The organism is Arthrobacter sp. NPDC057013 (genome assembly GCF_042674585.1).
Taxonomy (GTDB): domain Bacteria; phylum Actinomycetota; class Actinomycetes; order Actinomycetales; family Micrococcaceae; genus Arthrobacter.
In genome coordinates this window covers 406,479-430,530 of record NZ_JBHUSE010000001.1, presented here as the reverse complement: position 1 = coordinate 430,530, position 24,052 = coordinate 406,479, and the positions used below count along the sequence as shown (strand labels likewise).

At 67.0% G+C, this 24,052-nt stretch carries 18 protein-coding genes; 7 read left to right on the top strand and 11 right to left on the bottom strand.

Features of this window, described 5'->3' with window-relative positions; translation table 11 throughout:
* Positions 1-4 precede the first annotated feature (4 nt).
* Positions 5-784 carry a demethylmenaquinone methyltransferase gene (locus tag ACFTSA_RS02000; protein ID WP_377949186.1) on the bottom strand — a complete coding sequence of 260 codons (780 nt, stop codon included), beginning with the start codon at positions 782-784 and terminating at the stop codon, positions 5-7.
* A 108-nt stretch (positions 785-892) separates the two neighbouring features.
* On the opposite strand from ACFTSA_RS02000, the gene ACFTSA_RS01995 reads away from it, so the two are divergent.
* The 4 genes from ACFTSA_RS01995 to ACFTSA_RS01980 all read left to right on the top strand — a co-directional run bounded on the left by ACFTSA_RS01995 (position 893) and on the right by ACFTSA_RS01980 (position 5,151).
* Positions 893-2,242, top strand: coding sequence for an isochorismate synthase MenF (locus ACFTSA_RS01995; RefSeq protein ID WP_377949184.1), 1,350 nt, complete (start codon positions 893-895; stop codon positions 2,240-2,242).
* Positions 2,243-2,420: 178 nt separating this feature from the next.
* Positions 2,421-3,377, top strand: a complete 957-nt coding sequence (locus ACFTSA_RS01990) for an ABC transporter substrate-binding protein (RefSeq protein WP_377949182.1) — start codon at positions 2,421-2,423, stop codon at positions 3,375-3,377.
* 35 nt (positions 3,378-3,412) lie between these two features.
* Complete coding sequence (locus ACFTSA_RS01985) at positions 3,413-4,378, top strand: amino acid ABC transporter permease (RefSeq protein WP_377949179.1); 966 nt, start codon at positions 3,413-3,415, stop codon at positions 4,376-4,378.
* On the top strand, positions 4,375-5,151 hold the full coding sequence (locus tag ACFTSA_RS01980) for an amino acid ABC transporter ATP-binding protein (protein ID WP_377949177.1): 777 nt from the start codon (positions 4,375-4,377) through the stop codon (positions 5,149-5,151). Before ACFTSA_RS01985 ends, ACFTSA_RS01980 begins: the two co-directional genes overlap by 4 nt.
* 49 nt (positions 5,152-5,200) lie before the next feature.
* On the opposite strand, the gene ACFTSA_RS01975 is transcribed toward ACFTSA_RS01980, so the two are convergent.
* Complete coding sequence (locus ACFTSA_RS01975; RefSeq protein ID WP_377949175.1) at positions 5,201-6,202, bottom strand: hypothetical protein; 1,002 nt, start codon at positions 6,200-6,202, stop codon at positions 5,201-5,203.
* Positions 6,203-6,486: 284 nt separating this feature from the next.
* Positions 6,487-8,166, bottom strand: coding sequence for a 2-succinyl-5-enolpyruvyl-6-hydroxy-3-cyclohexene-1-carboxylic-acid synthase (menD, locus tag ACFTSA_RS01970; protein WP_377949809.1), 1,680 nt, complete (start codon positions 8,164-8,166; stop codon positions 6,487-6,489).
* 205 nt (positions 8,167-8,371) lie between these two features.
* Here menD and ACFTSA_RS01965 point away from each other — a divergent pair, with 205 nt between their 5' ends.
* Positions 8,372-9,460, top strand: coding sequence for a LacI family DNA-binding transcriptional regulator (locus ACFTSA_RS01965; protein WP_377949172.1), 1,089 nt, complete (start codon positions 8,372-8,374; stop codon positions 9,458-9,460).
* A gap of 121 nt (positions 9,461-9,581) precedes the next feature.
* Here the strand turns inward: ACFTSA_RS01965 and ACFTSA_RS01960 are convergent, their stop codons facing one another.
* From ACFTSA_RS01960 to ACFTSA_RS01925, 8 genes are all read right to left on the bottom strand, one after another.
* Positions 9,582-10,982: a glycoside hydrolase family 32 protein gene (locus ACFTSA_RS01960; RefSeq protein WP_377949171.1), complete on the bottom strand. Its 1,401-nt coding sequence runs from the start codon at positions 10,980-10,982 to the stop codon at positions 9,582-9,584.
* A gap of 22 nt (positions 10,983-11,004) precedes the next feature.
* Complete coding sequence (locus ACFTSA_RS01955; RefSeq protein WP_377949168.1) at positions 11,005-11,910, bottom strand: carbohydrate ABC transporter permease; 906 nt, start codon at positions 11,908-11,910, stop codon at positions 11,005-11,007.
* Between the two features lie 8 nt (positions 11,911-11,918).
* Positions 11,919-12,890 carry a carbohydrate ABC transporter permease gene (locus ACFTSA_RS01950; RefSeq protein ID WP_377949166.1) on the bottom strand — a complete coding sequence of 324 codons (972 nt, stop codon included), beginning with the start codon at positions 12,888-12,890 and terminating at the stop codon, positions 11,919-11,921.
* Positions 12,887-14,308, bottom strand: coding sequence for an extracellular solute-binding protein (locus tag ACFTSA_RS01945; RefSeq protein ID WP_377949164.1), 1,422 nt, complete (start codon positions 14,306-14,308; stop codon positions 12,887-12,889). The genes ACFTSA_RS01950 and ACFTSA_RS01945 overlap by 4 nt, the downstream gene beginning before the upstream one ends.
* A 273-nt stretch (positions 14,309-14,581) precedes the next feature.
* Entirely contained in the window at positions 14,582-16,666 is a 2,085-nt protein-coding gene (locus ACFTSA_RS01940) for a PhoX family protein (RefSeq protein WP_377949161.1), read from the bottom strand.
* A gap of 257 nt (positions 16,667-16,923) precedes the next feature.
* On the bottom strand, positions 16,924-17,922 hold the full coding sequence (locus tag ACFTSA_RS01935; RefSeq protein ID WP_377949159.1) for an o-succinylbenzoate synthase: 999 nt from the start codon (positions 17,920-17,922) through the stop codon (positions 16,924-16,926).
* A 120-nt stretch (positions 17,923-18,042) separates the two neighbouring features.
* Positions 18,043-19,434, bottom strand: a complete 1,392-nt coding sequence (locus ACFTSA_RS01930; protein ID WP_377949157.1) for a sensor histidine kinase — start codon at positions 19,432-19,434, stop codon at positions 18,043-18,045.
* Positions 19,427-20,929, bottom strand: coding sequence for a BTAD domain-containing putative transcriptional regulator (locus ACFTSA_RS01925; RefSeq protein ID WP_377949155.1), 1,503 nt, complete (start codon positions 20,927-20,929; stop codon positions 19,427-19,429). The genes ACFTSA_RS01930 and ACFTSA_RS01925 overlap by 8 nt, the downstream gene beginning before the upstream one ends.
* Positions 20,930-21,489: 560 nt before the next feature.
* Here ACFTSA_RS01925 and ACFTSA_RS01920 point away from each other — a divergent pair.
* On the top strand, positions 21,490-23,202 hold the full coding sequence (locus ACFTSA_RS01920) for an ATP-binding protein (protein ID WP_377949152.1): 1,713 nt from the start codon (positions 21,490-21,492) through the stop codon (positions 23,200-23,202).
* Positions 23,199-23,930, top strand: a complete 732-nt coding sequence (locus tag ACFTSA_RS01915) for a response regulator transcription factor (protein ID WP_377949149.1) — start codon at positions 23,199-23,201, stop codon at positions 23,928-23,930. The genes ACFTSA_RS01920 and ACFTSA_RS01915 overlap by 4 nt, the downstream gene beginning before the upstream one ends.
* Positions 23,931-24,052: the final 122 nt, after the last annotated feature.

Genomic DNA, 24,052 nt, shown 5'->3' with positions numbered 1-24,052 from the left:
AATGTCAGCGGGCGGTCCGCGGGAGATTGCGGCGCAGCTTGGCCACCGGGCCTGTGTGGGCGGCGATGGCTTCCGCCGAGCCGCTGCCGGTCATCGGCTTGTGGGCGCGGTGGACGGCCACGATGCCGCCGCTCAGGTTGCGGTAAGTGACGTCCTGCCAGCCGGAGTCCTGCAGCCATGCGGCGAGGTGGTCCTGGTCCGGCCAGGCGCGGATGGACTCGGCCAAGTAGACGTACGCGTCAGGGTTGGAGGACACCTTGGTGGCGATGGCCGGCAGCGCGCGCATGAGGTACTCGGTGTACATGGTGCGCCACAGCGGAACGACCGGCTGGGAGAACTCGGCGATGACCAGCTTGCCGCCCGGCTTGGTCACCCGGAGCATCTCGGCCAGGGCCTTCTTGGGCTCGTTGACATTGCGCAGGCCAAAGGAGATGGTGCTGGCGTCGAAGGTGTTGTCGGCGAAGGGCAGGTTGGTGGCGTCCCCGGCGATGAAGTCGATGTCGGGGCGGCGGCGCTTGCCCACCTTGAGCATGCCGAGGGAGAAGTCGCAGGCCACCACGTTTATGCCCGCATCGGCATATGGCTCACTGGAAGTTCCCGTTCCGGCGGCCAGGTCCAGCACCCGCTGGCCGGCCCGGACATCCATGGCATCAACCACAACCTTGCGCCACCGGCGGGTCTGTCCCATCGAGAGGACATCGTTGACGACGTCGTATTTGGGTGCGACGTCGTCAAACATCGTGGCTACTTCGTCCGGACGCTTATCCAAGGATGCTCGGTTCACCCTGACATTGTCTCAAAAGTTCAGCAGGCTTCGTGACACGGCCGCCGCCGGGCGTGGTGGGCTGCAGCTAAGTACCTTTAAGTACCGACAGAGTACTGTTGACCCATCATGACCAGCACGCTCCGCACCCTGACAGTCCCTTTGGATGGAGATTCGGCTCCCGAGGGACTGCCGTCGTATCTGGTCCGCGATGACGTTCTGTGCTGGACCCGGCGCGAGGCCGGACTGGTGGGCTTCGGTGAGGCTGCGCGCTTCACGGCCACGGGGCCCGAGCGGTTCCTCGAGGCGGACATCTGGTGGCGGCACCTGGTCATCGAGGCGGACATCACCGACCATGTGGAGTGCCCCGGCACCGGCCCGGTGGCGTTCGGGTCCTTCGCCTTCTCCAAGGCTTCGGAGCATGAATCCCGCCTGATCGTGCCGGAGATCGTGGTCGGCGTCAGGGACGGCCGGGCCTGGCTCACCCAGATAACGGCCGACGACGGCGAACTCACCGAGGCGGGCGCGTTGGCCGCCCTGAAGGGGTGGCTGGAGTCTGACCCGGCTGCCGCCGTCGGCTCCCCTGACGGTAGGCCGACGACGGATCTCGCTGCCGCCGTCGTAAACCCGGACGCCGCCACGCTCAAAACCGGTTCCCTTGGCGAAGAGGACTGGATGAATGCTGTCACTGCCGGCGTCGCCGAGATCCGCACCGGGAAACTGGAGAAACTGGTCCTGGCCCGGGATATCGTGGCCACGGTTCCGGGGGGCGTGAACGCTGCAGAGGTGCTGCGGCAGCTGGCCGTTCGGTACCGGGAATGCTGGACCTATGGCGTGGACGGCCTCGTGGGGGCGACACCGGAAATGCTCATCCAGGTTGAGGGCCGGACCGCCCAGGCGCGGGTGCTCGCCGGAACACTGGACCGGCGGGACGCCGTGGGCGAGGCGGGGCTGCCGCTGGACTACGCCGAGCGGGTCCTGGCCGGATCGGAGAAGCAGCGGCACGAGCACGAGATCGCCATCCAGTCACTGACCACCCAGCTTGCGCCTTTCTCCGAGGCGATGAATGCCCACGACGAGCCGTTCATCCTGGAACTGCCCAACGTGTGGCACCTCGCATCCGACGTCAAGGCCGAGCTCACCGAGGTGGAGGGCCACGTCCCCACCTGCCTGGCGCTGATCAACGCGCTGCACCCCACCGCCGCCGTGTGCGGGACGCCCACGCAGGTGGCGGGGGCGCTGATCCGGAAGCTCGAGCATCTCGACCGGGGGCCGTACGCCGGGCCGGTCGGCTGGCTCGACGCCGCCGGCAACGGCGAGTGGGGAATTGCCCTGCGCGGCGCCGTCATCGAGTCGCCCACCACCGTCCGGCTATATGCCGGCTGCGGAATTGTCGAGGGCTCGCAGCCCGAAGCGGAGCTCGCGGAGACGTGGGCCAAGTTCCGGCCGATGCTGGAGTCGCTGGGGATCAGCAGCTGATCCGCACCGGGTAGGCTTGTCTCATATACCGGACACCCCTCAACAAAAGCCCTTGCTTTCGGGCGCCAATCAGTTATCCAATAGTGAAACTAAGTTACCTGTGACGTACATCTCTCGATGAGCGCTACACTATAACCCGCTAGTTCCGCATCCCTCCCCCGCAACAAAAGGTAAGAATATGCAGATCTCCCGTTCGCTCGTGGGCAATTCAAGGCTCAAGGCAGCTACGGTTCTCGCCATTGGCGCGCTGGCGCTTTCAGCCTGCACCAACGCCTCGGAATCCGCCGCCCCGGGCGGTGCAGCGTCGCCGTCTGGCAGCGCCGCCGCGAGCTTCGACCCGTCGACCATCCAGAAGGATGACGCACTGGCTGCCTCGGTGCCCGCCGCGATCAAGTCCAAGGGCACTCTTACTGTTGGGTCGGACACCAGCTATGCGCCGGCCGAATTCATCGGGACGGACGGCCAGACCCCTGTGGGCTACGACGTCGACATCGCCAAGGCCATCGGAGCCACCCTGGGCCTGAAGGTACAGGTGCAGACGTCCGAATTCACCGGCATCCTGCCCGCGCTGGGCCCGAAGTACGACCTCGGCATCTCCTCGTTCACCATCAACAAGGAACGCCTCGGCGCGGTCAACATGGTCAGCTACTTCAACGCCGGTACCGCTTGGGCCGTGAAGAAGGGCAACCCGAAGGGCTTCTCCCTTGACGACGTCTGCGGCAAGTCCGTCGGCGTCCAGACCGGCACCGTCCAGGAGGATCCCGACCTTTCTGGCCGCAACAAGAAGTGCACGGCTGACGGCAAGCAGCCCATTAACATCGTCACGCTGAAGAACCAGACCGATGTCACCACCCGCTTGGTCAACGGCAGCATCGACGCCATGGCAGCGGACTCCCCCATCATCGGCTATGCCCTGACGCAGACCAACGGCCAGCTGGAGAAGCTCGGCGCCGTCTACGACTCAGCCCCGCAGGGAATCGCGGTTGCCAAGTCGGACAAGGCCCTGGCCGAGGTGATCCAGAAGACCCTCACCAAGCTCATAGCTGACGGCTCGTACAAGAAGATCCTTGATGGCTGGGGGAATGGCGAAGGCGCCATCACCAAGTCCGAAGTCAACCCGGCGGTCAGCTCTTGAGCCGTGCCGTCACCGACCACAAATCAGGTGTACAGATGGACGACCATCACAAAACCGCACCGGTTCTGAATGATTCAGTACCGGTTCGGCACCCGGGCCGCTGGATCAGCGCGGTCGTCATCCTCGGTGTGCTGGCGGTATTCGCGCAGAGCCTGGTGACCAACCCGAACTTCCGGTGGGACATCGTGGCTACCTACATCCTGGACGTCAAGGTGGTCCAGGGCGTGGGGTGGACGCTGCTGCTGACGGTGGCCTCGATGGTCCTCGCCATCGTCCTGGCGATCCTGCTGGCGTTCATGCGTCAATCCGATAATCCGGTGTTCCGCTGGTCCAGCTGGGCTTGGGTGTGGTTCTTCCGCGGCACTCCTGTGTACACGCAGTTGATCTTCTGGGGCCTGGTATCGGTCCTTTACCCGAAGATTGCGGCAGGGGTTCCGTTCGGGCCGGAGCTGTTCAGCGTGGACACCAGCACGGTCATCAACCCGCTGATCGCTGCAATCCTGGGGCTTGGCCTGAACGAATCGGCGTACCTTGCCGAGATCTTCCGTGCCGGGCTGAAGTCCGTGGACCGCGGCCAGATGGAAGCGGCTGAGGCGCTGGGCATGGCCAAGACCAAGATCATGTGGCGGATCATCCTCCCCCAGGCGATGCGTGTCATTGTCCCCCCGACAGGCAATGAAACCATCGGCATGCTCAAGACCACCTCGCTGGTTCTGGCGGTTCCGTTCACGCTGGATTTGACCTTCGCGACGAACAACCTGGCCAACCGGACCTACCTCCCGGTGCCGCTGCTGATCGTTGCAGCCATCTGGTACCTCGTCATCACCAGCCTGCTGATGGTGGGCCAGCACTACATCGAGGCCTACTACGGCAAGGGCGTGGACAACCGGGTACCGGCTGTCGTGAATCCTGCGGCAGCGAGGGCCGCCGCTGCCGGTGCTCCGAGCGCCGAGGCGGAACCGGCCCTGAAGATGGACTTCCCCGAGGAGAGCGCAAAATGACGATCACCGCCCAAAAGACGCTGGTCCGAATCGAGGGCCTGCACAAGTACTACGGGCATCACCATGTTCTGCGCGGGATCGACCTGACCGTCAACCAGGGCGAGGTGGCAGTTGTCATCGGTCCGTCCGGGTCGGGCAAGTCCACCATGCTGCGGTGCGTGAACCTGCTGGAAAGCATCAGCGCCGGACGGATCTCGGTAGGCGACCAGCTGATCGGCTACCGCGAGGTGAACGGCCGGCTGCACGACCTCAAGACCAAGGAGATCGCCGCGCAGCGCCGTGAAATCGGCATGGTCTTCCAGCGGTTCAACCTGTTCCCGCACAAGACCGCCCTCATGAATGTCATGGAGGCTCCGGTCCAGGTGAAGCGCCAGCCGCGCGAGGCCGCCAGGAAGAAGGCCCTGGAACTGCTGGACCGCGTGGGTCTTGCGGACCGAGCGGACCATTATCCGTCGCAGCTTTCCGGCGGACAGCAGCAGCGCGTCGCCATCGCCCGGGCCCTCGCCATGGAGCCCGAGTTGATGCTCTTCGACGAGCCCACGTCAGCCCTGGACCCGGAGCTCGTGGGCGATGTCCTGAACGTCATGAAAGACCTCGCGAAGTCCGGCATGACCATGATTGTGGTGACCCACGAAATCGGTTTTGCCCGGGAAGTGGGCGACAGCCTGACGTTCATGGACGGCGGCGTGGTGGTGGAGACAGGTGATCCCCGCGAGATCATCGCCAACCCGCAGCATGCCCGCACCAAGGAGTTCCTGAGCCGGGTTCTCTAACGGTTCGACGCGCTATCGCTGCTGCGATGCGCAATCGGTCCGGGGACGCTCATTTCCGAGTGTCCCCGGGCCTTTTCTGTACCCCGGCACCATTTGCGTGTCCCGGCGCGGAACGACGACGGCGCGGCACCCCCGCTGCCGAGAGTTTCCCTTCGAGTTCACCGGGCGCCCAAAGGTCAGCCCACACCCATCGGACAACACTTCGGCCGGTGGCACGGATTCGATCCTCCCGCAGCTTCTCATCGACAACAACCTGTCCAGGCGTGCGCCCCTTGAGATATTCGGGCTTCTGGTACTTAGCGATGCCGTCGAATTCGCCGACCGTTCGGCTACCCTCCCAATAAAAGTCCGAGTAGCCCACACGCCCTGTCGAGTTCCGCACTTCATACTGCAGTACCGGCTGAGCAAACCCGGCCGCGTGAATGAGGCCACGGCTGTAAGACTCACCTGCCGATTCTGCCTGTGCGTCGGCGAATTCGATTGCGATCCGGACGCGCCGTTCCACCGCTGGGACGTATCTGTCCGGCAGCGCCGCGAGCAACTGCTCCTTGCTGAGGGCTGGAAGGCCACGCGTGGCGTCCGGCCTGAGCACGTGGTCCAACGGCACCAGCGCCTCGGCGAACGGGACGAAGGCAGCGAGGTCCAGCACAGTGGTGATGCGGGAGGTTACGAGGAGCCCGTCCAGTTCCTCAGCATCGATCTTTTCGGGATCAGCCAGATGGCGCCGCACGCCGGCCCGGGATCTGCCGCCTCCACGGAAGGTGGTCAGCGCGTGAACCGGCTGGCCCCGCTGAATGGTGGGCACACCCCAGGCCGAGGCAGCCGAGTGATGGGAGAAAATTGTCGGAGCCACACAGGTTTCAGCGGCTGCCTCAATCCGCAGCCGGTATCGCTCCGGCCCTCGCAACCCGTTCCACGCCGCCGCATCAACATAGACGCCCTGACGGATGCGCACAAGTTTCCCCGACCTCGCGTCAGCAGACAGCGGGCGAGGGTTGGCTCCGATCCGAGTCATGTTCTTCGCCAGAATCAGCCGGGGAAGCGTCGTCATGCTGCGACAATTCCATAGCGGCCAGGCTCGCTGAAGCGCTGTACGCGCCTATGTGCATAATTGCTGCTAAGTGGGCAAAGGTCCAAAGTGCATGAGGACTCGGATTCAGTGTCGCGACACGGTTCCGGAATGCTGCATGGTCCGTCCAACAGGCGGCTGAGGACACGGAGTCGGCCTGGGGACTGCGATCAGGCCGTGGGACAGCCAAATGTCCGCGTCCCACAACCGGACGCGCGTCCCGGGGCAGGTTCCGCGTCCCATAACCGGATGCGCGTCGCGGGGGTCTAGCCCTCGAGCACTCCCGCTACGGCCGACCTCACCGCGGCCTTGATCCTGCCGTGCAGGGCGCGGAGTTCATGCCGGTCGGTGCGCACCTCAATGATGGTGCGCCCGGTGAACGGTGCGGCAAGCGCCTCGGCGAGTCCCGCCGTCGTACTCACCGAGCAGTGTCCGACGCCGTACGCCGCGGCGAGTGCCGCAATGTCCACTGAGTGCGGGGTGCCGAAGAGGCGTTCGACGGCGTCCCCGTAGCCGCCCGCTTCCGCCACCGCGCCGTGTTCCAGCAGGCTGAAAATGGCGCCGCCGGCGTCGTTGAGCACGACCATGCGCAGCCGCGGCTGTTCCTCCCCGGCGCCGAGGAAGAGGCCCCCGGCGTCGTGCAGGAAGGTGACGTCGCCGAGCAGGAGGGTGGTCTGCTGGTGGCCGCCGAGGGCGATGCCGGTGGCGGTGGAAATGGTGCCGTCGATGCCGGCAAGGCCCCGGCTGGCAAAGACCGTGGCGGCCGGCTCCGGTGCGGGCTGGCCGGCGAGGTCGACGTCGCGGATGCCGTTGGACGAGCCGAGGACCAACTGGCCGCGTGCGTACTGCCAGACCAAGGCGCCGACGGCCGGACCGGTTGTGGCCTCTTCAGTGGCGAGTATGCCGTCGACGGCATGCTGGGCCGCGGCGCCCGCGAGCAGCCACGCGTCGAGCCAGGCGGAGGGGCCCCGGCCGGCGAAATTCGCGAGCTCGGCCAGGCTGGCGACGGGCGTTTCCCGGCGCCGGCCCGGCTCGTACCAGGCCACCGGCACCGGTTCATAGAGGACTGCGGGGATGTCCGTCCGGGCCAGCAGCGCGGACACCGGGCGGGACAGCGTGGGCCGGCCGAACACCACGGCACGCTCGATGGGCAGCGCCGAGTCCGGGCCGAAATGCTCCAGCAGCAGGCGGTACGGCCCCACTGCGTTGGGCCCGAAGCGTGAGTTGGACGACGGCTCGGCCAACAGCGGCAGTCCATGGGCGCGGGCGAAGGCTTCGGCCACCGGACCGGCGTCGTGCCCGGCGAGCACCACGGTGCGCCGTTCGGGAAGGCCGGCCGGGGCGGGGTCGAGGGTCATGGTTAGCGGTTCGGTGCCAATCCGGAAGGTCCCGTGGCCGCGCTCCTCGGGCAGCCGCTCCCCTTGTTCGGGCACGAGCGGGTCGCGGAAGGCGAGGTTGAGCTGGACCGGGCCCGGCGGCGTGTCCTCGAAGGCCCCGGTGGCGGCGGCGAGCGAGGTTTCCACCGCGCGCTGCGGGCTCCCGCCTGCGGGAACGTCGACGGCGAAGCGGACGTGCTCACCGAAGAGGTCTAGCTGGATGGTGGTCTGGTTCGCGCCGGTTCCGCGCAGTTCCTCGGGCCGGTCGGCCGAGAGGACCACCAGCGGGACGGCGGCGTGGTTGGCCTCCATCACAGCGGGCAGGAGATTCCCGACGGCGGTCCCCGAGGTCGTCAGCACGGCTACCGGCGCGCCCGTGGCCAGGGCCAGGCCTAGTGCGGTGAAACCGGCCGAACGCTCATCGATCCGGACCAGCAGCTCGACCTTCCCCGCCGCCGAGGCCTCGGCCAGGGCGTAAGCCATGGGCGCTGACCGCGAGCCCGGGGCCACCACGACGTACCGGACGCCGCCGTCGAGCAGCGAAGCGACGGCAATCCGTGCCGACGCCATGGACGTCAGCGCGGGTTCAGGGTTGGCAGGGGCTCCGATCAAGGAGGCGGAAGGCTCGGCCGGTTCAGAGGAAGTCACCGAACCAGTCTGCCACCAACCTATACGCGGGCTCATGTCGAGGCGCCCTGGCCAGCACCGCAGCCGTCTCACACGAGTTAGGTAGACTACAGCACAACAAAGCATTTTCCACCGCGAGGATCATCCCATGAACCGCAAGGCCACCGCATTGGACGTCGCCAAGCTGGCGGGTGTCTCCCGCAGCGCCGTGTCGCTGGTGCTCAACGGGCGGGGTGACGGCAACGTCGCCGTCGAAAGCCAGCAGCGCATCCGGGAAGCCGCCGCGGCGCTCAACTACTCACCCAACAAGATTGCCCTCAGCCTTCGGAACCAGCAGTCGCGGATCATCGGGATCGTATCGGACCAGGTGGTCACCAGCCCGTTCGACGGCAACATCATCGCGGGGGCGGACGCCGTTGCCCGGTCGCACGGGTTTGTCACCGTGGTGATGGACACGGAACTGGACGAATCCCGGGACGCGAGCGCCGTCGAAACCCTGCTCGACCGGCAGGTGGACGGTCTGATGTACGTCACCGTCGGTCTGCGTCCCCTGCACGTGCCGCCCAACATGGCCCGCGTTCCGTCGATCCTGGCCAACTGCTTCGATGACCGCCCCGACTCGCGCCTCCCCGCCGTCATCCCGGACGAGGTCAGGGGCGGCCGGGAAGCTGCCGAGCACGTCATGGCACTCGGCCATCGGGACATTGCGTTCCTCGCCGGCGACTCCCTGACGCCCGCGGCTCCGCGCCGCATCGAGGGCTACCGTGAGGCCTTTGGCGCGGCAGGCATGTCGGTTAATGAGGACCGGATCCTCCAGGTGGGCTGGGACATCGACGCCGGATTCCACGGCGCCATGAAATTCCTCGACGGCGTCGAGCCGACCATGCGGCCCACGGCGATCCTGTGCGCCAACGACCGCCTCGCCATCGGCGTCGTCCTCGCCTGCTACCGGCTCGGCATGAACGTCCCGCAGGATGTATCCGTCATGGGCTATGACGACGAATTCCGTGTGGCCCAGACCATGGTCCCGGCCCTCACCACTATGGCCCTCCCGCTCCGGGAGATGGGCGCCGCCGCCATGACAGCACTGCTCGCCGAGGTGGAAGCGGCCCCGGGCAAGACGGACGACGGCGGCAACGCCGCAGACGCTGAGCCTGCCGGTACCAGCGCCGAGGCCACCGTTCCCTGCCGGCTGGTGATCCGTGACTCCACCGGGCCCGTCCCGGCCGGGCGCTAATTCCCGGCCGGGCATACCTCCCGGCATACCTCCGGGCTGCGGGAGGCCGGGCTGCGGGAGGCCGGGGTGCCTACCCCGACACGCGGGGCTGGCCCGGACAGCCAGGTCAGGCCCGGCGCCGTCAGCCCTGGACCGGCGGCTGCTCCAGCGTCCAGACATCCGCCACCGCGCCGGCTGGAAGGTGCAGCTCCCATTCCTCCCCCGCCGCCGGGTAGGCGCGGAGGGTCGTGCACACCGAACCTGGCCGGTAAACCTCCACCAGCGAGGCATCCACGAAGATCCGCAGCTTCTCCCCCGGCTCAACGGTCCCGCGGAACACCGTCTGGCTGCTGCCGTTCCCGACGAGCAGGAGTTCGACGGCGGTGTCCCCGCCGGACGAACCTCCCGTCACCAAGGCTTCGGCGAAGGGAGGTACTACAACGGCGCCCCGGGCCGCGCGGGCGACCGGCGCACCGCGGTACGCTGCGATCTCGGGGGCGGGGCTGACAGCGAGCACCCCGTCCACTACTGAGACTTCGCGCGGGAAGGTCAGGACCCCGGCCCAGCCAGCGGCGTCGGTTTCGTCCTGGCTGCGCCCCCGGCGACCGTCGCGGCCCGGGCCTTCGTTGGCCCAGCCCCAGAGCAGCGCCCGGTCCTCCAGGGCAACAATCTGCGGCGCATAGAAGTCGCGGCCAAGATCGGACTTCCCACCGCTGCGCGGAGTGAAAACCGGCAGGCCGGTGGCCGCGTCCTCGGCCAGCGACCCGATCAGGTGGCCCACGCCGTTGGCGTGCTCGTGCGCGTCACCGGAGAGCCAGAGCGAGAACATCATCAGCCAAGTCCCGGAATCAGTCCCGGCGGAGGCATCATCCGGCACCCGCACCAGCTGCGGGCACTCCCAGATCTCGGCTGCCGTGAATTCGGCGGCCACCGGGTTTTCCGAAGTGAGCCAGATGCCCTGGTACTTCCAATCGGACATGTCCTCCACCGTGTACAGCAGCAATGCGGCGTGGCCGTTGGCGAGGCCTGCGCCCTGCATCGCGTACCGCTTGCCGTTGAACCGGAAGATGAACGGGTCGCGCACCGCGGTGACCTGCCCCCCTGGCATGGAAGCCGCCACGTGGCCGGTCTGCTCCCAGCTGACCAGGTCCTCCGACCCACGGGCGATGACCACCTGTGAGTGCCCACCGTCCCCGCGGACGCCGGAGTACGCCGCGGTGGGAACACCGCCGTCTTCCGTTACAACACCGGTCCAGCAACCGTACTCGTCCGGACCGCCCGGCTGGGGCCGCAGCGCCACGGGGTGTTCCTCCCAGCGCACCAGGTCGGCTGAGCTCACGTGGCCCCAGGCGATGCTGTGGTGCCGGGCCGAGTCCGGGTTGTACTGGAAGAACACGTGGTACCGGCCGTTGATGAAGCTGATGCCGTTGGGATCGTTGATCCAGCCCTGCGCCGGGCGGGGATGGAAGCGCGGGAAGGCGGGGTCGGTGTGGGCGGCGGCGACGTCTTCGAAGCGGACGGCGGCGAGGTCCGGGGAGGGCATGGTGGGCCTTTCGGTGAGTAGGTTATTTTCCGGTGCCGGCGGTGAGGCCGTCCTGGAGCGCGCGCTGGCCGAACATGAAGACCACCAACGCCGGAATCATGGACAGGACCACGCCCGCCAGCACCACGGAGATGCTGCCGGTGCCCAGGTTGCCCTGGAGCGACACAAGCCCCAGCGGGAGAGTGAAGTTCTGTTCGGAAATCGTGAGGATCAGCGGGCGGAAGAATTCGTTCCAGTGGTAGTTGAACGCGAGGATTCCGACGATCGCCATGCCCGGCATCGCCAGCGGAGCATAAATGGAACGGAACGTCCGCCACGGGGAGGCGCCGTCGATCGAGGCGGCTTCCGCCAGCTCGGCCGGCAGCCCCATGAAGTACTGGCGCATCAGGAAGGTGCCGAACGCTGTCGGAATGGCCGGCAGGATCAGCGCCAGCAGCGTGTCCGAGAGGCCCATGCCGCGGATCAGCATGAAGACCGGGACGATCGTGACCTGCACCGGCACCATCATGGTGGCCAGCACAATCGAGAACAGCGCTCCGCGGCCGCGGAATTTGAGGTGCGCGAACGCGTAGCCCGCCAGCGCTGCGGAGATCATCTGGCCCACCGCTATCAGCCCGGTCACCAGGGCGCTGTTGAGCACCAGCAGGAAGATATTCAGTTTCTGGAACACTTCACCGTAGGACGTGAAGTCGGGGTCCCACGGAATGAACGACGGCGGCAGCTTGAAGGATTCCGACGGCGACCGCAGCGACGTGGACAGGGTCCACAGCACCGGGCCCAGCGTCAGTGCGGCGGCAATCAATAGCAGGACGATGCGCAGCGCGAAGTTCCAGCTGAACCTGCGCCGGCCGGGCGATGTTTCGGGGAGGCCCTGCGACAGCTTCGGGGAGTGCCCGGCGGCCAGGACGTGGTCTGTTGAGGTTGTCATGGCTGGCCTTACTGGTAGAAGACGAATCGTTTGCTGAGCCGGAACTGCGCGGCCGTGATGGCCATGATGATCAGGGTGAGCAGCACGCCGATGGCCGACGCCTGGCCAAATTCGAGACGCTGGAATGCCGATTCGAAGATCACCATGACGGCGGTGCGGGTGGAATCGCCGGGGCCGCCGCGGGTCAGCACGTACGGCTGGTCGAACACCTGCAGGGCGTTGATGATGGCCATCACCGAAGCCACCAGCGTGGTGGGGCTCAGCAGGGGCAGCGTGACGTGCAGGTGCTTGCGCCAGCCGGTGGCGCCGTCGATGGACGCCGCCTCGTAGGTCTCCACCGGAATGGAGGCCAGGCCGCCGATGAACAGCAGGAAGGAGAACCCGAAGTTCTGCCACACGTACACCAGGACGACGACGGCGGCCGACCCTCCCGGTGTGGTCAGCCACGGCACCGCGGGAATGCCCACAAGCCCCAGGAACCAGTTGACCACACCGAACTGTTCGTTGAAGAGGTACCGCATGAAGATGGAGACGGAGGCCGCTGACAGGATCAGCGGGAAGAAGAAGGCCGAGCGGAAAAACACCCGGAGCCAGGCCGGCATCTTCTCCTGCACCATGACTGCCAGTGCCAGGGCGAGGCCCAGCTGGAGGGCCACGGCCACCACAACGAAAACGATGGTGTTCAGGAAGGACACCCGGACGGTGGGATCCTGGGCCACCTCCGAGAAGTTGTCGAAGCCCACGAACGTCGGCGCCGAAATAATGTCCCACCGGAAGAACGCCAGAACCACGGAAGCCACGATCGGGACCAGAGTGAACAGTCCCATGCCGAGGATGGTGGGCGCCAGGAAGATCCACGGCAGCCAGCGCTGGCTGTTTCTGCCGGTGGCCGCGCTTGCCGGCGCAGCGGGCGCGGCGCCTGGCCTGCCCCGCCGGGTGGCCTGGTTCGGCCGCTGCCGCGGCGGTGTGGTGGTGCTCATGACTGCCTCCTCAGGGCCAGTTCAAGGTCGCGTTGCATGGAGCCGAGGGCCTGCTTAAGCTGCTGCTCGTCGCCGCTGACAGCAAGCGAGACGTTCTTCATCAGGGCCGTTTCGACGGCGGCCTGCTGCGGCGGTGCGGGGATCGGGCCGGTGGTGGGGAACCTGTCCAGGGTGTCGTAGAAGACCTTCCAGTGGGCCGGTCCCTTGCCGGCGTAAAGCCGTTCGTTGACCATGGATCGCCGGGCCGGCGTCGTAATGGGGTTGGGGAAGATCAGCTCCATCGCCTCGCGGCTGGCACTGAACTTGATCCATTCCCAGGCCGCGTCCTTGTCCCTGGCGGTCTTCATGATGGCGTAGCCGGCGGTGCCGAACTGGTGGCGCTGGGTCTTCCAGCGCGGGAAGAACTGGACGTCGAAATCGTTGGCGCCCATCCCGGCCTCGTGCAGGCCCTGCACCCAGTAGCCGCCGGCCGGGGTGGTGCCGATCCGGTTGGAGGCGAACAGGCCGACGAGGGAACTGCCGCCGCCTTCCTCCGGCCGGACCCCGAGCCCGTCCTTGACCAGCCCGCGAAGGTAGTCGAAAGACTCAAAGACGCGGTCGTCGTCGGCATTGGGCTCCAGCCACTGGTACCCGCCCGAGCGGAGGCTGCGGGAAGGATCCTTGGCGTAGAAGCCGTCCCAGAGCCATTCCCCGCCGGCGGACCGGGTCTCCTTCAGGAAGCTGGTGTCATTGGCGTAGAGCCACGGCACCACTCCGCCGAAGAGCCGGTTGGTCCAGTAATAGGGGGTGAAGTCCGAGGTGCGCGCCTTCCGCATGGCCGCCAGGCTGTTGCGGAAGTCCACGTGGGTCCAGTCGTCCGCCGGCCGCTCCAGCCCGGCCTGGGCGAAGGCGGTGGTGTTGTAGTACATGTTGGCCGCGTTCCAGTCCATGGGGAGTTGGTACAGGCTGCCCTTATACATGAAGGCCTCGACCAGGCTGGGGTGGACGTCGTCGAAGAACTCCCGCATGTCCGCGGCGTCGCGGCGCACGAACTCGTCCAGCGGATGGGCGAGCTTATCGGCGAACAGCTGGGCTCCCTCGGTGGCCACGTAGACCACGTCCGGCGGCGTCCCTGCGGCCACCATGGTGAGGATTTTGGTGAAGAAGTCCTTCCAGTCCACGGCCTGGATTGCCTGGACCTTGACCCTGATCTCGGGGTGAAGCCGGGTAAAGGCGTCGATGGCGCGCTGCCGGGCGGCGGCGTCCGCGGCGGTGCCCATAATAGCGATGCTGAGGCTGTTGTCCCCGCGGCCCGGAATATCGGTCCCCGTGAGCCGCGGCCACGATGCCGCTGTCGCTCCGATGATTCCCGCGCCGAGGGCACCGAGGGCTGTTCGGCGAGTGATTTCCCGCAGGTGCCCGTTTGTGGCTCCGGTCATGATCATTCCCTTCCTAACACGTGTTAGGAACTGTAGGTGATCGACCTAACACGTGTCAAGCGTCACAGAACCCTCTCCCCCGCCAAGCCCACGCGCTCCCTCACGTCCTTCTGCCGCTTCCGCCCAACGCGTCATCAGATCCCGTCGCTTAACGCCAAACGCTCCGTCAGATCCTGCCGCCAAACGCCAAACGCTCGCTCACTCTCCCAAAGAAAGTGAGCGAGCGTTGGCCCAGAACGTGCAGGATCTGCTGGAGCGTACTGCTGCTAGGTCCTACGAAGGGAACACCTGGACCACGGCCGGGCGGGGAGCCCGGACCTGGCCGGGACGGGGTGTCGCGCCGGCGGCAACATAGTCCGGGAAGTAGGAGTGCGGCGCCTCGAAGGTGCCCTCCTCGCCCGGGTGCTGCACAGAGACGAAAACGCTGCGCTCGGTGTCGTGAACGATCGGTCCGCAGGTTTCGGCGTCGCGGGGCACGGCGAGGAACTGCTCCACGCGGCCGCGCTCGGGGCCAGCCAGGGTGACCTTGAACAGACCGTCGGCCTTGCCGATCCCGGACGGGGCGCCGTCCGTGGAGATCCAGAGGTTGCCCACGGAGTCGAAGGCCAGGTTGTCCGGGCAGGAAATCGGCGAAACCTGGTCTGCCGGGAAGCCGGAGAAGTAGGTCACGTCGCCGGTGGAAGGATCGCCGCAGACCATCAGCAGGTTCCAGGTGAACCTGGTGGAGGTCTGGTCGCCGGTCTCCGTGATTTCCACGATGTGCCCGTCGCGGTTCTCGGTGCGCGGGTTGACCTCGGTGGCGCCTTCCTTGCCCGGCTTGCCGCGGTCCGAGTTGTTGGTGCACGCGACGTAGACCTTGCCCGTGTGCAGGCTCGGCTGAACATCCTCGCAGCGGTCCATCTTGGTGGGGCCCACCTTGTCCGCAGCCAGTCGTGTGTACACGAGAACTTCCTCGAGGGACATTCCGACAACCATGGACTTGCCGCCGACCACCAGCGGCAGCCATTCGCCGGTGCCGTCGAAGGAGCCGTCGGACGGAACGGAGCCCTTGCCGTCGATCTCCGCTGCTGGGGCGTTGCCGGTGAACTTGGCAACGTACAGGTCGCCCTCGGACAGGAGCGTCATGTTGTGCTTGCGGTCGCCCTCGCGGTACTTGGCCTTGGAAACGAACTTATAGAGGTAGTCGAAGCGCTCGTCGTCGCCCATGTAGGCAACCACATGGCCGGACTTGGCCAAGATCACGTTGGCGCCCTCGTGCTTGAAGCGGCCCAGGGAAGAGTGCTTCTTCGGTGTGGACGTCGGGTCGAAGGGGTCCACCTCCACAATCCAGCCGAAGCGGTTGGTTTCGTTTTCGTAGCCGGCGTTGTTGGCGTTGAAGCGGGGGTCATCCAGCTCCCACTGGCGCGCCGTGGCTTTGTTGGTCAGGCCGTAGCGCTTGTCCGAGGCGGACGTGCCCGGAGCAACAAAGTAGCCGTTGAAGTTTTCCTCGCCCGAGAGGACGGTGCCCCACGGGGTGGTTCCGCCGGAGCAGTTGCCCAGCGTGCCGTTGATCCAGCGGCCCTCGGGGTCGGCCACGGTCTTGACCAGGCCCGAGCCTGCAACGGGGCCGGTCAGCTCGTAGCGGGTGCTGTTCAGGTAGCGGCGGTTTAGCTGCGCGCCCTTGACGTAGCTCCACGGCTTGTTCTTGTTCTTGCGCTCCAGCTCGACGACGGTCAGGCCGTGGGCAGCCGCGCCCACCGCGCGCATCTGTTCGGCGGGCATGCTGGCCGGGAACATGATGTTCTCGTTCGTGTATTCGTGGTTCGCGAACAGCAGCGCGCGGCGGCCCTTGCTGCCGGGGATCTCAAGGATGTCCGAGTAGTCATTGTTGTAGCCGAACTGCCGCTCCTGGGCAGCGGCGGTCTGGTTGCCCAGCTCAAACGCCGGGGCATCGTTGAAGATCGGGTCGCCCCAGCGGATCACGGGCTGCCAGGTGAAGCCTGCCGGCACGGTCAGGGCGTCGACGTCGGACGCAACAGCGGGGATGGCGGTGAACTGCAGCTTGGACGCACCCGGGGCAAAGCCGTTCTTCGCGGCGGGGGCCAGTCCCGTTCCGCCGTCGGCGACGGCCTTCTCGCCGGACGTTACGGTACCGCCAAGTACGACGGCGAGGGCACCGGCGGCGCCGAAGCCCAGAGCGGCGCGGCGGGACAGGGTGGTGGAGGCGATGTCGCGGAAGTAGCTGTTCGAGCTCGTGTTGCAGACGTCGCCCGCGCAGGCGTTGTCGCACTTGAGGGCACAGGTGATGGGGCTGCGCTTGCCTTTGGTGTGCCCGAGCATGGGTAGCAGGGCGAACTTGCGTCCGGAGATTTCAGACATGGGAGAGAGACCTTCCAAGGGTTTAGATGCGACACCGCCACCCTTCCAGTGAAAGCCAACCGGAAGCCGACACTCAGATGAAAATCCGGTGAACTCGGGTCCTGGTGAGACAGCGTCGAGGGAAAACCCGCAGGAGGTGAGAGAGCGTCGGGGGAAAACCCGCAGGAGGTGAGAGAGCGTCGGGGGAAAACCCGCAGGAGGTGGGAGAGCGTCGGGGGAAAACCCGCAGGAGGTGAAAGAGCGTTTTTGGGACGGGTCTAGACGCGGGCGGGGAGGTGAGCGTAGGCGCGGCCGAGCCGGGCGAGCCACCAATCCCGGCGCTCGGCCGGGGCGGCATACTGCTCAAGCAGCCCCTCGTCGGCGACGGCATCGCGCAAGGTGATGGCGCCGTCGTCGGCCACCAGGGGCGTCCCAATCACGTCCGCGGAGAGGAGCGACACCGTTCCCAGCCCGCAGGCATACGGCAGTTCCGGCAGCGCGGCGGCGAGCGCAAGCCCGGCCCGGATCCCCACCGAAGTATCGAGGGCCGAACTCACGACGGCGGGCATCCCCGACTCCGCCACCAGCTCCAGGGCCCGCCGGACTCCCCCGAGCGGCGCCACCTTCACCACGAGGAGATCGGCGGCGCCGGCCCGCGCCACCTTGAGGGGATCCCCTTCCTTGCGGACGCTTTCGTCGGCCGCGATCAGCACCGGCACCCCCGCCGCACGCAGCCGGCGGCGAACCTCCGCCAGGCCCTCTATGTCCGGCACGGGCTGCTCAGCGTATTCGAGCCCGACGCCGTCCAGCCGGGTCAGCGCCACCACCGCGGTCGGCACGTCCCAGCCGCCGTTGGCGTCCACCCGGATGGCAGCACCCGGAAGCGCGGCACGGACAGCGGCGACCCGGGCGGCGTCGTCGTCGAGCGTCTGCCCGCGTTCGGCCACCTTTACCTTGACGGCGTCCACCCGGCCGAACCGGTCCAGTATTTCCGGCACCCGGTCAGCCGTGATGGCGGGCACGGTCGCGTTGACGGGGATGCTGGTCCGCAGCGGTTCCGGGAAACCGTGCCAGCCGGCTTCGATCGCCGCGACGAGCCAGCGGGACGCCTCGGCGTCGCCGTACTCGGGGAAGGCGCCGAACTCGCCCCATCCCAGCGGGCCGCGGAGGAGCAGCGTTTCGCGTTCCAGGATCCCGCGGAACTTCACCCGCATGGGCAGAACCACCACCCGGGCGGAAGAGAGCAGCTCCTCGAGGGGCGGGTACGGGAAAGGCATGAATTCACTGTACCGGCGCGGCGCCCGCCAACCCGCCAAGCCGAAAACCTGCGGACAGAACTGCGCCGGCCCCCACGCCATTGGAGGGACCGGCGGCCTGTGGGGCGGCTCAGGCGGGCGTTAGCCTGAGGCCACCGGTTCGGGCTGGTGGTCGATGGACGCCGAAGCCTTGGCGCTGCCGACCCCGAAGCGTGCAATCACGGTGGTCCCGCGACCGGGAGCGGACATCACCTGGAGCGTGCCGCCGGCCTCGCCGATGGTGTCCTGCATGATCCGCAGGCCGAAGTGCCCTTCCGGTGACCCCTGGCTCTGGTCGAAGCCGCAGCCGTCATCCTGGATGCGGATCTCCGAACGGTCCCGGTCCTGCTGGAGATGGAGTTCAGCTTTGGTTGCTCTGGAATGCTTGGCGGTGTTGGCGAGGGCCTCACGGGCCACCCTGTAGAACAGCGCAGCGCGGTCCCGGTCCAGCTCACACTGCTCCGGCAGGTCGAGCTCCAGGCTGATCCCGCGCTCCTCGAGCGGGTCGCCGAGCCTGGTCAGTGCCCCGGAGAGGCCAAGCCGGTTAAGGTCCGGCGGGTACAGTTCGCTGGTCATGGCCCGCAGGCTGCGGACGTTGTCCTGCAGGATCCGCCGGGCGTCGGAGAACAGCGCCCGCTGGCCCACGGGGCTGTGCAGTTCCTCAGACTCCATGACATAGGACAGGCCCGAGAGTTCCTGGATCACTTCGTCGTGCAGATCCCGGGCGATACGCTGCCGCTCCAGCTCGGAGGCCTCGATGGCCCGGCGGAGCAGCCGGCTCCGGCCTGCTTCGTAGGCCTGGATCCGGCGGGCCAGCTGGACGGCCGGGAACAGCTGCGCCAGCTGCAGGACGGCGAGTGAGAGCAGGAACGGCGGGGCCATGCCGAACAGAACAGCAGCCTGCTCCTGGCGGACGCCGTCGTCGTCGTAATAGGTCTCGAAAACCAGCTTCTGCCCGTCGGGGGCCGTGACGGGCACGTAGACCTCCACGAGTTCGCCGTTTTCGACGTTGGGCGTGTTGACCTCGTCCTTCTGCGTTTCCAAGTTGGCCGGGACGTCCCCGCCGTCCAGGACTTCCTGTGCCTCGTGCGGCAACGGGAAGGTGTGGCCGATGAGCTTGGAGTCTTCCGAGTAGACGATGCGGCCGTTCTTGTCCCAGAGCCGGATCTCAAAGACTGAGGTGTCGTCCATCCAGGGACGGAGGCGGTCATCGAGCCGGTCAATGGCGGTGGGGTTGCCGGACAGGACTTCCTCGTCCAGCAGCGGCCCCACCACGTTGTTGGCCAAATGGTCCGTGGCCTCCTTGGAGTTCTCCAGTGCGTGGCGTTCAGCCTCGGACCAGATCCAGAAGGCCACCGGGGTGGTGACCACCACCAGGGCAACCAGCCCCATCAGCAGGAACCGCCGGACGGCCTTGAAAACCTCGGAATTGTGGTTGGCCGGCGATTCGAACGGGCGGAACAGGGCAGGTTTGCGGAGCGGAGGCCTAGCCATGGCTCGGCTGCTCGAGCATGCCGCGCCGTGACGCTTCCATGACCGATTCGAGCTGCGAGTGGGTTCCCAGCTTGGCGAAGATCGCCTTTACGTAGCCGCGGCAGGTGTTCAGGGAGATGTCCAGCTTGCTGGCCACTTCCTTCGAGCCGTGGCCGCCGGCCATCAGCCGGAGCACATCCAGTTCGCGCGGTGTCAGGACGGGGCCGCCCGGTTCCACTTCGCGGACCGCGGGGGCCGGAGCGGGGGTGGACATGCCCAGCTGGGCCACCAGTGAAGGGTGGACCACCATGTTGCCGGCCCGTGCGTAGCGGAGGGTGTCCAAAAGGGTGGAGAGCGATCCGCCCTTCGGCAGGAAGGCGCAGATGCCCATCGAGGCGGCGGTCCGCAGCGCTTCCGGCGTCGGGTCACCGGTGAGCATGACGATCCGGGTGTTCGGCGCGTCGGCCAGAATCCGGGCAGCGGCGGTGAGGCCGTCGCCGTCGGGCAGGTGGAAGTCCATGATCACAACGTCGGGCTTGAGGGCGATGCTCTGCTCCACGCCGCTCTTGGCGGTGGTGGCCGAGGCGACGCTCCGCAGGTCGGGCTCGCGGTCCAGGGCTGCCGACAGCAGTTCGGTGAACGTGCTGTGGTCGTCGATGGTCAGAATGCTGATTTCCCGGGTGATCTGTGAGGTTGCCGGGATGGGATCGTCAGAATCCGAAAGGTCCATTTCATCCTCGCTGGCGGCCGTTGCCTGCAACAGCCGGGCGTGTGCTTCACGCAGCGGACGGCCGGGCAGGCAGCCGATCTCCTGGTCCATGACCCGGCGGCAGCGCCCGTAGGCCCGCAGCGCTTCCATGTACTGCCCGGATTCCTCGAGGCCCAGGACCAGGGCGGTCCAGGCGCGCTCGTTGATGGGATCATCCACCAGCAGTTCGCTGGCCAGGGCCACCGCGCGCTCCGGGTGTCCGACGGCGACGGCGGCTTCGGCTGCACGCGCCTTGATGCTGGCGACGCGTGCCGAGTGAAGACCACGCTCCTCCTCGGCCCAGCCGGCCAGCAGCTCATCGCCGAGCAGCGGCACCGACGCGATGTCGAGGGCCTTCTCGAGCAGCCGGAAGGATTCCTCGGGAGAGGCATGCCCGGCCTGCTTGAGCAGGTCATCGAAGCGGTCGAGGTCAAGGTCAACCATGCTGCGGTCGATCATGTAGCCGCCTGTGACCGTGCGGAGGGCGCCGCCCTTGCCGCTACCGGGCTGGAGGTGCCGGCGCAGCACGCTGACGTAGCTTTCCAGGGTGGACAGGGCCTCAGCCGGCGGCTGGCCGTTCCACAAGACATCGATCAGGTGGTTCTTGGAGACCGGGGTCCCCAGCTTGAGCAACAGGATTTCAAGGACCTGGCGGGGCTTGGGCCCGCCAAGCTCGTGGGATCCGATCACTGCGCCGCCGCGGCGGACACGGAGCGGACCCAGGATGTTGATGGACAACTTCGTTGTTGTGCCACCGGCGTCTTCCATTGAGTTTGGAAGGTACTCGTCGTCGTTGCCTCTGCGGGACCAACGAGTATCTTCTGCAACCGTCTGTACCATCTTGTCTGCACCTACTATCCCCATGAACTGCATTCCCCATGAATGGCTTGGATTCATACTTGTCATTCAGGCAAGTAGGGGCACGAGTAGCGAGTACTCGAATTTCGACGGCGGCACTACTTGGTTGCTTTTGCATCGACCCGCCACCACTCGGTTGAGGCGGCCCGCGGCTCCCCTGAAACCGGCCGGGAGGACGGCAGCGGGGTCCAGAAACACCAAGTTTTTCCCAAGAACCCGGGGCTACATTCGTATTACCGCAGTTAGCGCGGTACTACTGCGATCCTCGTCCCCGGAGGACCGCCGAATCAGCATGAAATGGGTGATCCAATGAGGCGGACCATGGCCGGGCCGGGTACAACCAAGTACTCCGAGTACTCGGCGATGAGCGTCTTTGCCGGCCGCTCCGGATTTCAAAAAAAATCTGCGCCGCGGGCCCGTGCGTGTCTCGTGTTACGCACGTCACACACCAAAAGAGTCCGGGTAATCCCATGAACGCGGCCGGCGCAGTGCGCACGGAGGTCCACTCCGTCCGCTTCCGGCTGCTGGCCACGCTGCTCGTCTTCATGGCCGTGGGCCTCTTTGTGGCCGGTGCGGCCACCCATGCGGCCCAGTTCAAGAGCCTCAACGACCGCGTCAACGCGGAGCTGCAGGTGCCGCGTACGAACCTGGAGGACCTGGCAAGCCGTGGCTCGCCGAACAACGGAGGCGCCGCCTACACCTCGCTGCACGACCTCTTTACGACATATCTGCGCAATGGTGCACCCGGAGGCTACGAGTCCGTGATGACCATGGTCCGCGGCGGCAATGTCATCCTGCCCAAGGCACCACAGGCGACCAATCTGAGGACCGCCGCCGTCATCGACCACGTCTGGGACTGGAGCTCCCCCGGCCGCACCGTGATGCGGGACGTTGACATTGACGGCCGGCAGGTGCGCCTGGCCATTACGTCCGTGTCCCTGGCGGGCGGCAGCAAGGAGCAGGGACTGCTGATTGCCTCGAGCGAGATCGGTGCCCAGCGTGCCGAGGTTTTCGGTTCGATGTGGACCTTCGCCCTGGCGTCCCTGGCGACGCTCGTCCTTACCGGCCTGGTGGGCTGGCTGGTTACCGGGCGGCTGCTGCGGCCGGTCCGGCGGCTCCGCGAGGCGACGGAGGCCACCACTTTTGAGGACCTGACCAAGCGGGTTGAGGTGCCGGACAGCACTGACGACATCGCCCAGCTGGCCATGAACTTTAACCGCATGCTGGAGCGGCTGGAGTCCGGCTTCGACAACCAGCGCCGCTTCGTCCACGACGCCAGCCACGAGCTGCGCACCCCCATGACGATCATCCGCGGCTACCTGGAGCTGCTGCGCGCCGGCGATCCCGAGGACGTCGACCAGACCCGCATGCTGCTCCTGGACGAGCTGGACCGGATGCAGGTGCTGGTGGATGACCTGCTGATCCTTGCCCGCAGCGGCCGGCCGGACTTCGTGACTCCCGCCTGGGTGGAGGCGGACGACCTCCTGGAGGACGTCCTGAACCGCGTCCGGGTCCTCGGTGAGCGCCAGTGGCGCCTGGAAGCCAAGCCCGGTGGCCTGATCCACGCCGACCGCCGCCGGCTCACCCAGGCGCTGGAGCAGCTCGCCGCGAACGCGGTCAAGCACACTTCCGAGTCGGACCGGATCTCCGTTGGCGGCGCCTGGGTGGAGAACGACGACGGCGCCCCCCAGGGCGGCCGGGCGGCGGTCGTGCGGGAGCTGGCAGGCCCGGCATCCCGGGAGCTGCAGATCTGGGTGTCGGACACCGGCACCGGCATCCCGGCCGGCGACCATGAGCGCATCTTCGAGCGCTTCGGCAAGGGCAGCAATTCGGCAGCCTCGGAGGGTTCGGGCCTTGGGCTGTCCATCGTGAAGGCCATCGCCGAGGCGCATGGCGGCACCGTGCTGCTCGAGTCGGAGGAGGGCAAGGGCAGCCGCTTCGTGCTCCGGATCCCGTCCGGCGGCAAGGAGGCGGGCGCTGAAACGGATGATTCCGCCGCCGCGGACACACCCGGCCGAAGCGGCAGCGGCACGGGGGATCCCGCGGACAATGGCGCGGCCGCTAAGAGCCCGGCCGCCAAGGGACCGCGACATAAGGGAACGGGCGCCGCAGGCGGCAAACCGAAGCCGGCGGCACCGGCGTCGGGCATTGAACTGGCCACCCGGGCGGGAGGTGCGCCATGACCCGGATCCTCATCGCCGACGATGAGCCGCGCATCGCGGCGTTCCTCGCCAAGGGCCTCACGGCGGCCGGCTACACCACCACCCAGGTCTCCGACGGGGTGAAGGCGCTGGACTACGCCACGTCCGGGGAGTTCGACCTCCTCATCCTGGACATCGGCATGCCGCGCATGGACGGCCTTACCGTGCTGAAGAACCTCCGTGACATGCACTCCACGATTCCGGTGATCATCCTGACGGCAGCGGACAGCCTCGAAAGCACCGTGGCGGCGCTCGACGGCGGCGCGGACGACTACATGACCAAGCCCTTCCGGTTCGAGGAACTGCTCTCCCGCATCAAGCTCCGGCTGCGGGGCGCGCAGGCGGTGACCTCCGCCCCGACCTTCGTCTGCGGCGATCTGTCGCTCGACGTGAACCTGCGCACGGCCGAGATAGGCGGCCGCGTGATCGACCTGTCCGCGCGGGAGTTCGTCATGGCTCGCACGTTCATGGAGAACGCCGGCAAAGTCCTCAGCCGCGAGCAGCTGCTGAGCCGGGTGTGGGGCTACCACTTCGAGGGCTCCTCCAACGTGGTGGACGTGTACGTACGGTACCTGCGGCACAAGCTCGGCCAGGACCGCATCCAGACTGTCCGCGGCGTGGGTTACCGCCTCGTTTGCCTGCCCGGGCCGGCCGCACCGGCTCCCGGCGATGCAGGCGCCGCCGATGACGCCGAAGGCCACTCAATTTAGGCCTTCACGTCCACGCAGCGGCTCTTAACAACGCCCAAAACCCGTCCGCCGGGCGCATGAGAAGACTCTCATCTGCATCTCATCCCTGCCTCACCTTCACGCCGCAAAGTTGTTTCACGAAG

What these genes read in the sequence shown, in the direction of transcription:
- ACFTSA_RS01940 (WP_377949161.1), bottom strand. Translation starts at nt 16,666, where the DNA reads ATGTCTGAAATCTCCGGACGCAAGTTCGCCCTGCTACCCATGCTCGGG.
- ACFTSA_RS01945 (WP_377949164.1), bottom strand. Translation starts at nt 14,308, where the DNA reads ATGACCGGAGCCACAAACGGGCACCTGCGGGAAATCACTCGCCGAACA.
- ACFTSA_RS01930 (WP_377949157.1), bottom strand. Translation starts at nt 19,434, where the DNA reads ATGGCTAGGCCTCCGCTCCGCAAACCTGCCCTGTTCCGCCCGTTCGAA.
- ACFTSA_RS01995 (WP_377949184.1), top strand. Translation starts at nt 893, where the DNA reads ATGACCAGCACGCTCCGCACCCTGACAGTCCCTTTGGATGGAGATTCG.
- ACFTSA_RS01990 (WP_377949182.1), top strand. Translation starts at nt 2,421, where the DNA reads ATGCAGATCTCCCGTTCGCTCGTGGGCAATTCAAGGCTCAAGGCAGCT.
- ACFTSA_RS01975 (WP_377949175.1), bottom strand. Translation starts at nt 6,202, where the DNA reads ATGACGACGCTTCCCCGGCTGATTCTGGCGAAGAACATGACTCGGATC.
- menD (WP_377949809.1), bottom strand. Translation starts at nt 8,166, where the DNA reads ATGGCGTCGGCACGGATTGCCGTCGCTTCGCTGCTCGACGGCGGCGTC.
- ACFTSA_RS01985 (WP_377949179.1), top strand. Translation starts at nt 3,413, where the DNA reads ATGGACGACCATCACAAAACCGCACCGGTTCTGAATGATTCAGTACCG.
- ACFTSA_RS01925 (WP_377949155.1), bottom strand. Translation starts at nt 20,929, where the DNA reads ATGGAAGACGCCGGTGGCACAACAACGAAGTTGTCCATCAACATCCTG.
- ACFTSA_RS01980 (WP_377949177.1), top strand. Translation starts at nt 4,375, where the DNA reads ATGACGATCACCGCCCAAAAGACGCTGGTCCGAATCGAGGGCCTGCAC.
- ACFTSA_RS01960 (WP_377949171.1), bottom strand. Translation starts at nt 10,982, where the DNA reads ATGCCCTCCCCGGACCTCGCCGCCGTCCGCTTCGAAGACGTCGCCGCC.
- ACFTSA_RS01955 (WP_377949168.1), bottom strand. Translation starts at nt 11,910, where the DNA reads ATGACAACCTCAACAGACCACGTCCTGGCCGCCGGGCACTCCCCGAAG.
- ACFTSA_RS01965 (WP_377949172.1), top strand. Translation starts at nt 8,372, where the DNA reads ATGAACCGCAAGGCCACCGCATTGGACGTCGCCAAGCTGGCGGGTGTC.
- ACFTSA_RS01920 (WP_377949152.1), top strand. Translation starts at nt 21,490, where the DNA reads ATGAACGCGGCCGGCGCAGTGCGCACGGAGGTCCACTCCGTCCGCTTC.
- ACFTSA_RS01935 (WP_377949159.1), bottom strand. Translation starts at nt 17,922, where the DNA reads ATGCCTTTCCCGTACCCGCCCCTCGAGGAGCTGCTCTCTTCCGCCCGG.
- ACFTSA_RS01950 (WP_377949166.1), bottom strand. Translation starts at nt 12,890, where the DNA reads ATGAGCACCACCACACCGCCGCGGCAGCGGCCGAACCAGGCCACCCGG.
- ACFTSA_RS01915 (WP_377949149.1), top strand. Translation starts at nt 23,199, where the DNA reads ATGACCCGGATCCTCATCGCCGACGATGAGCCGCGCATCGCGGCGTTC.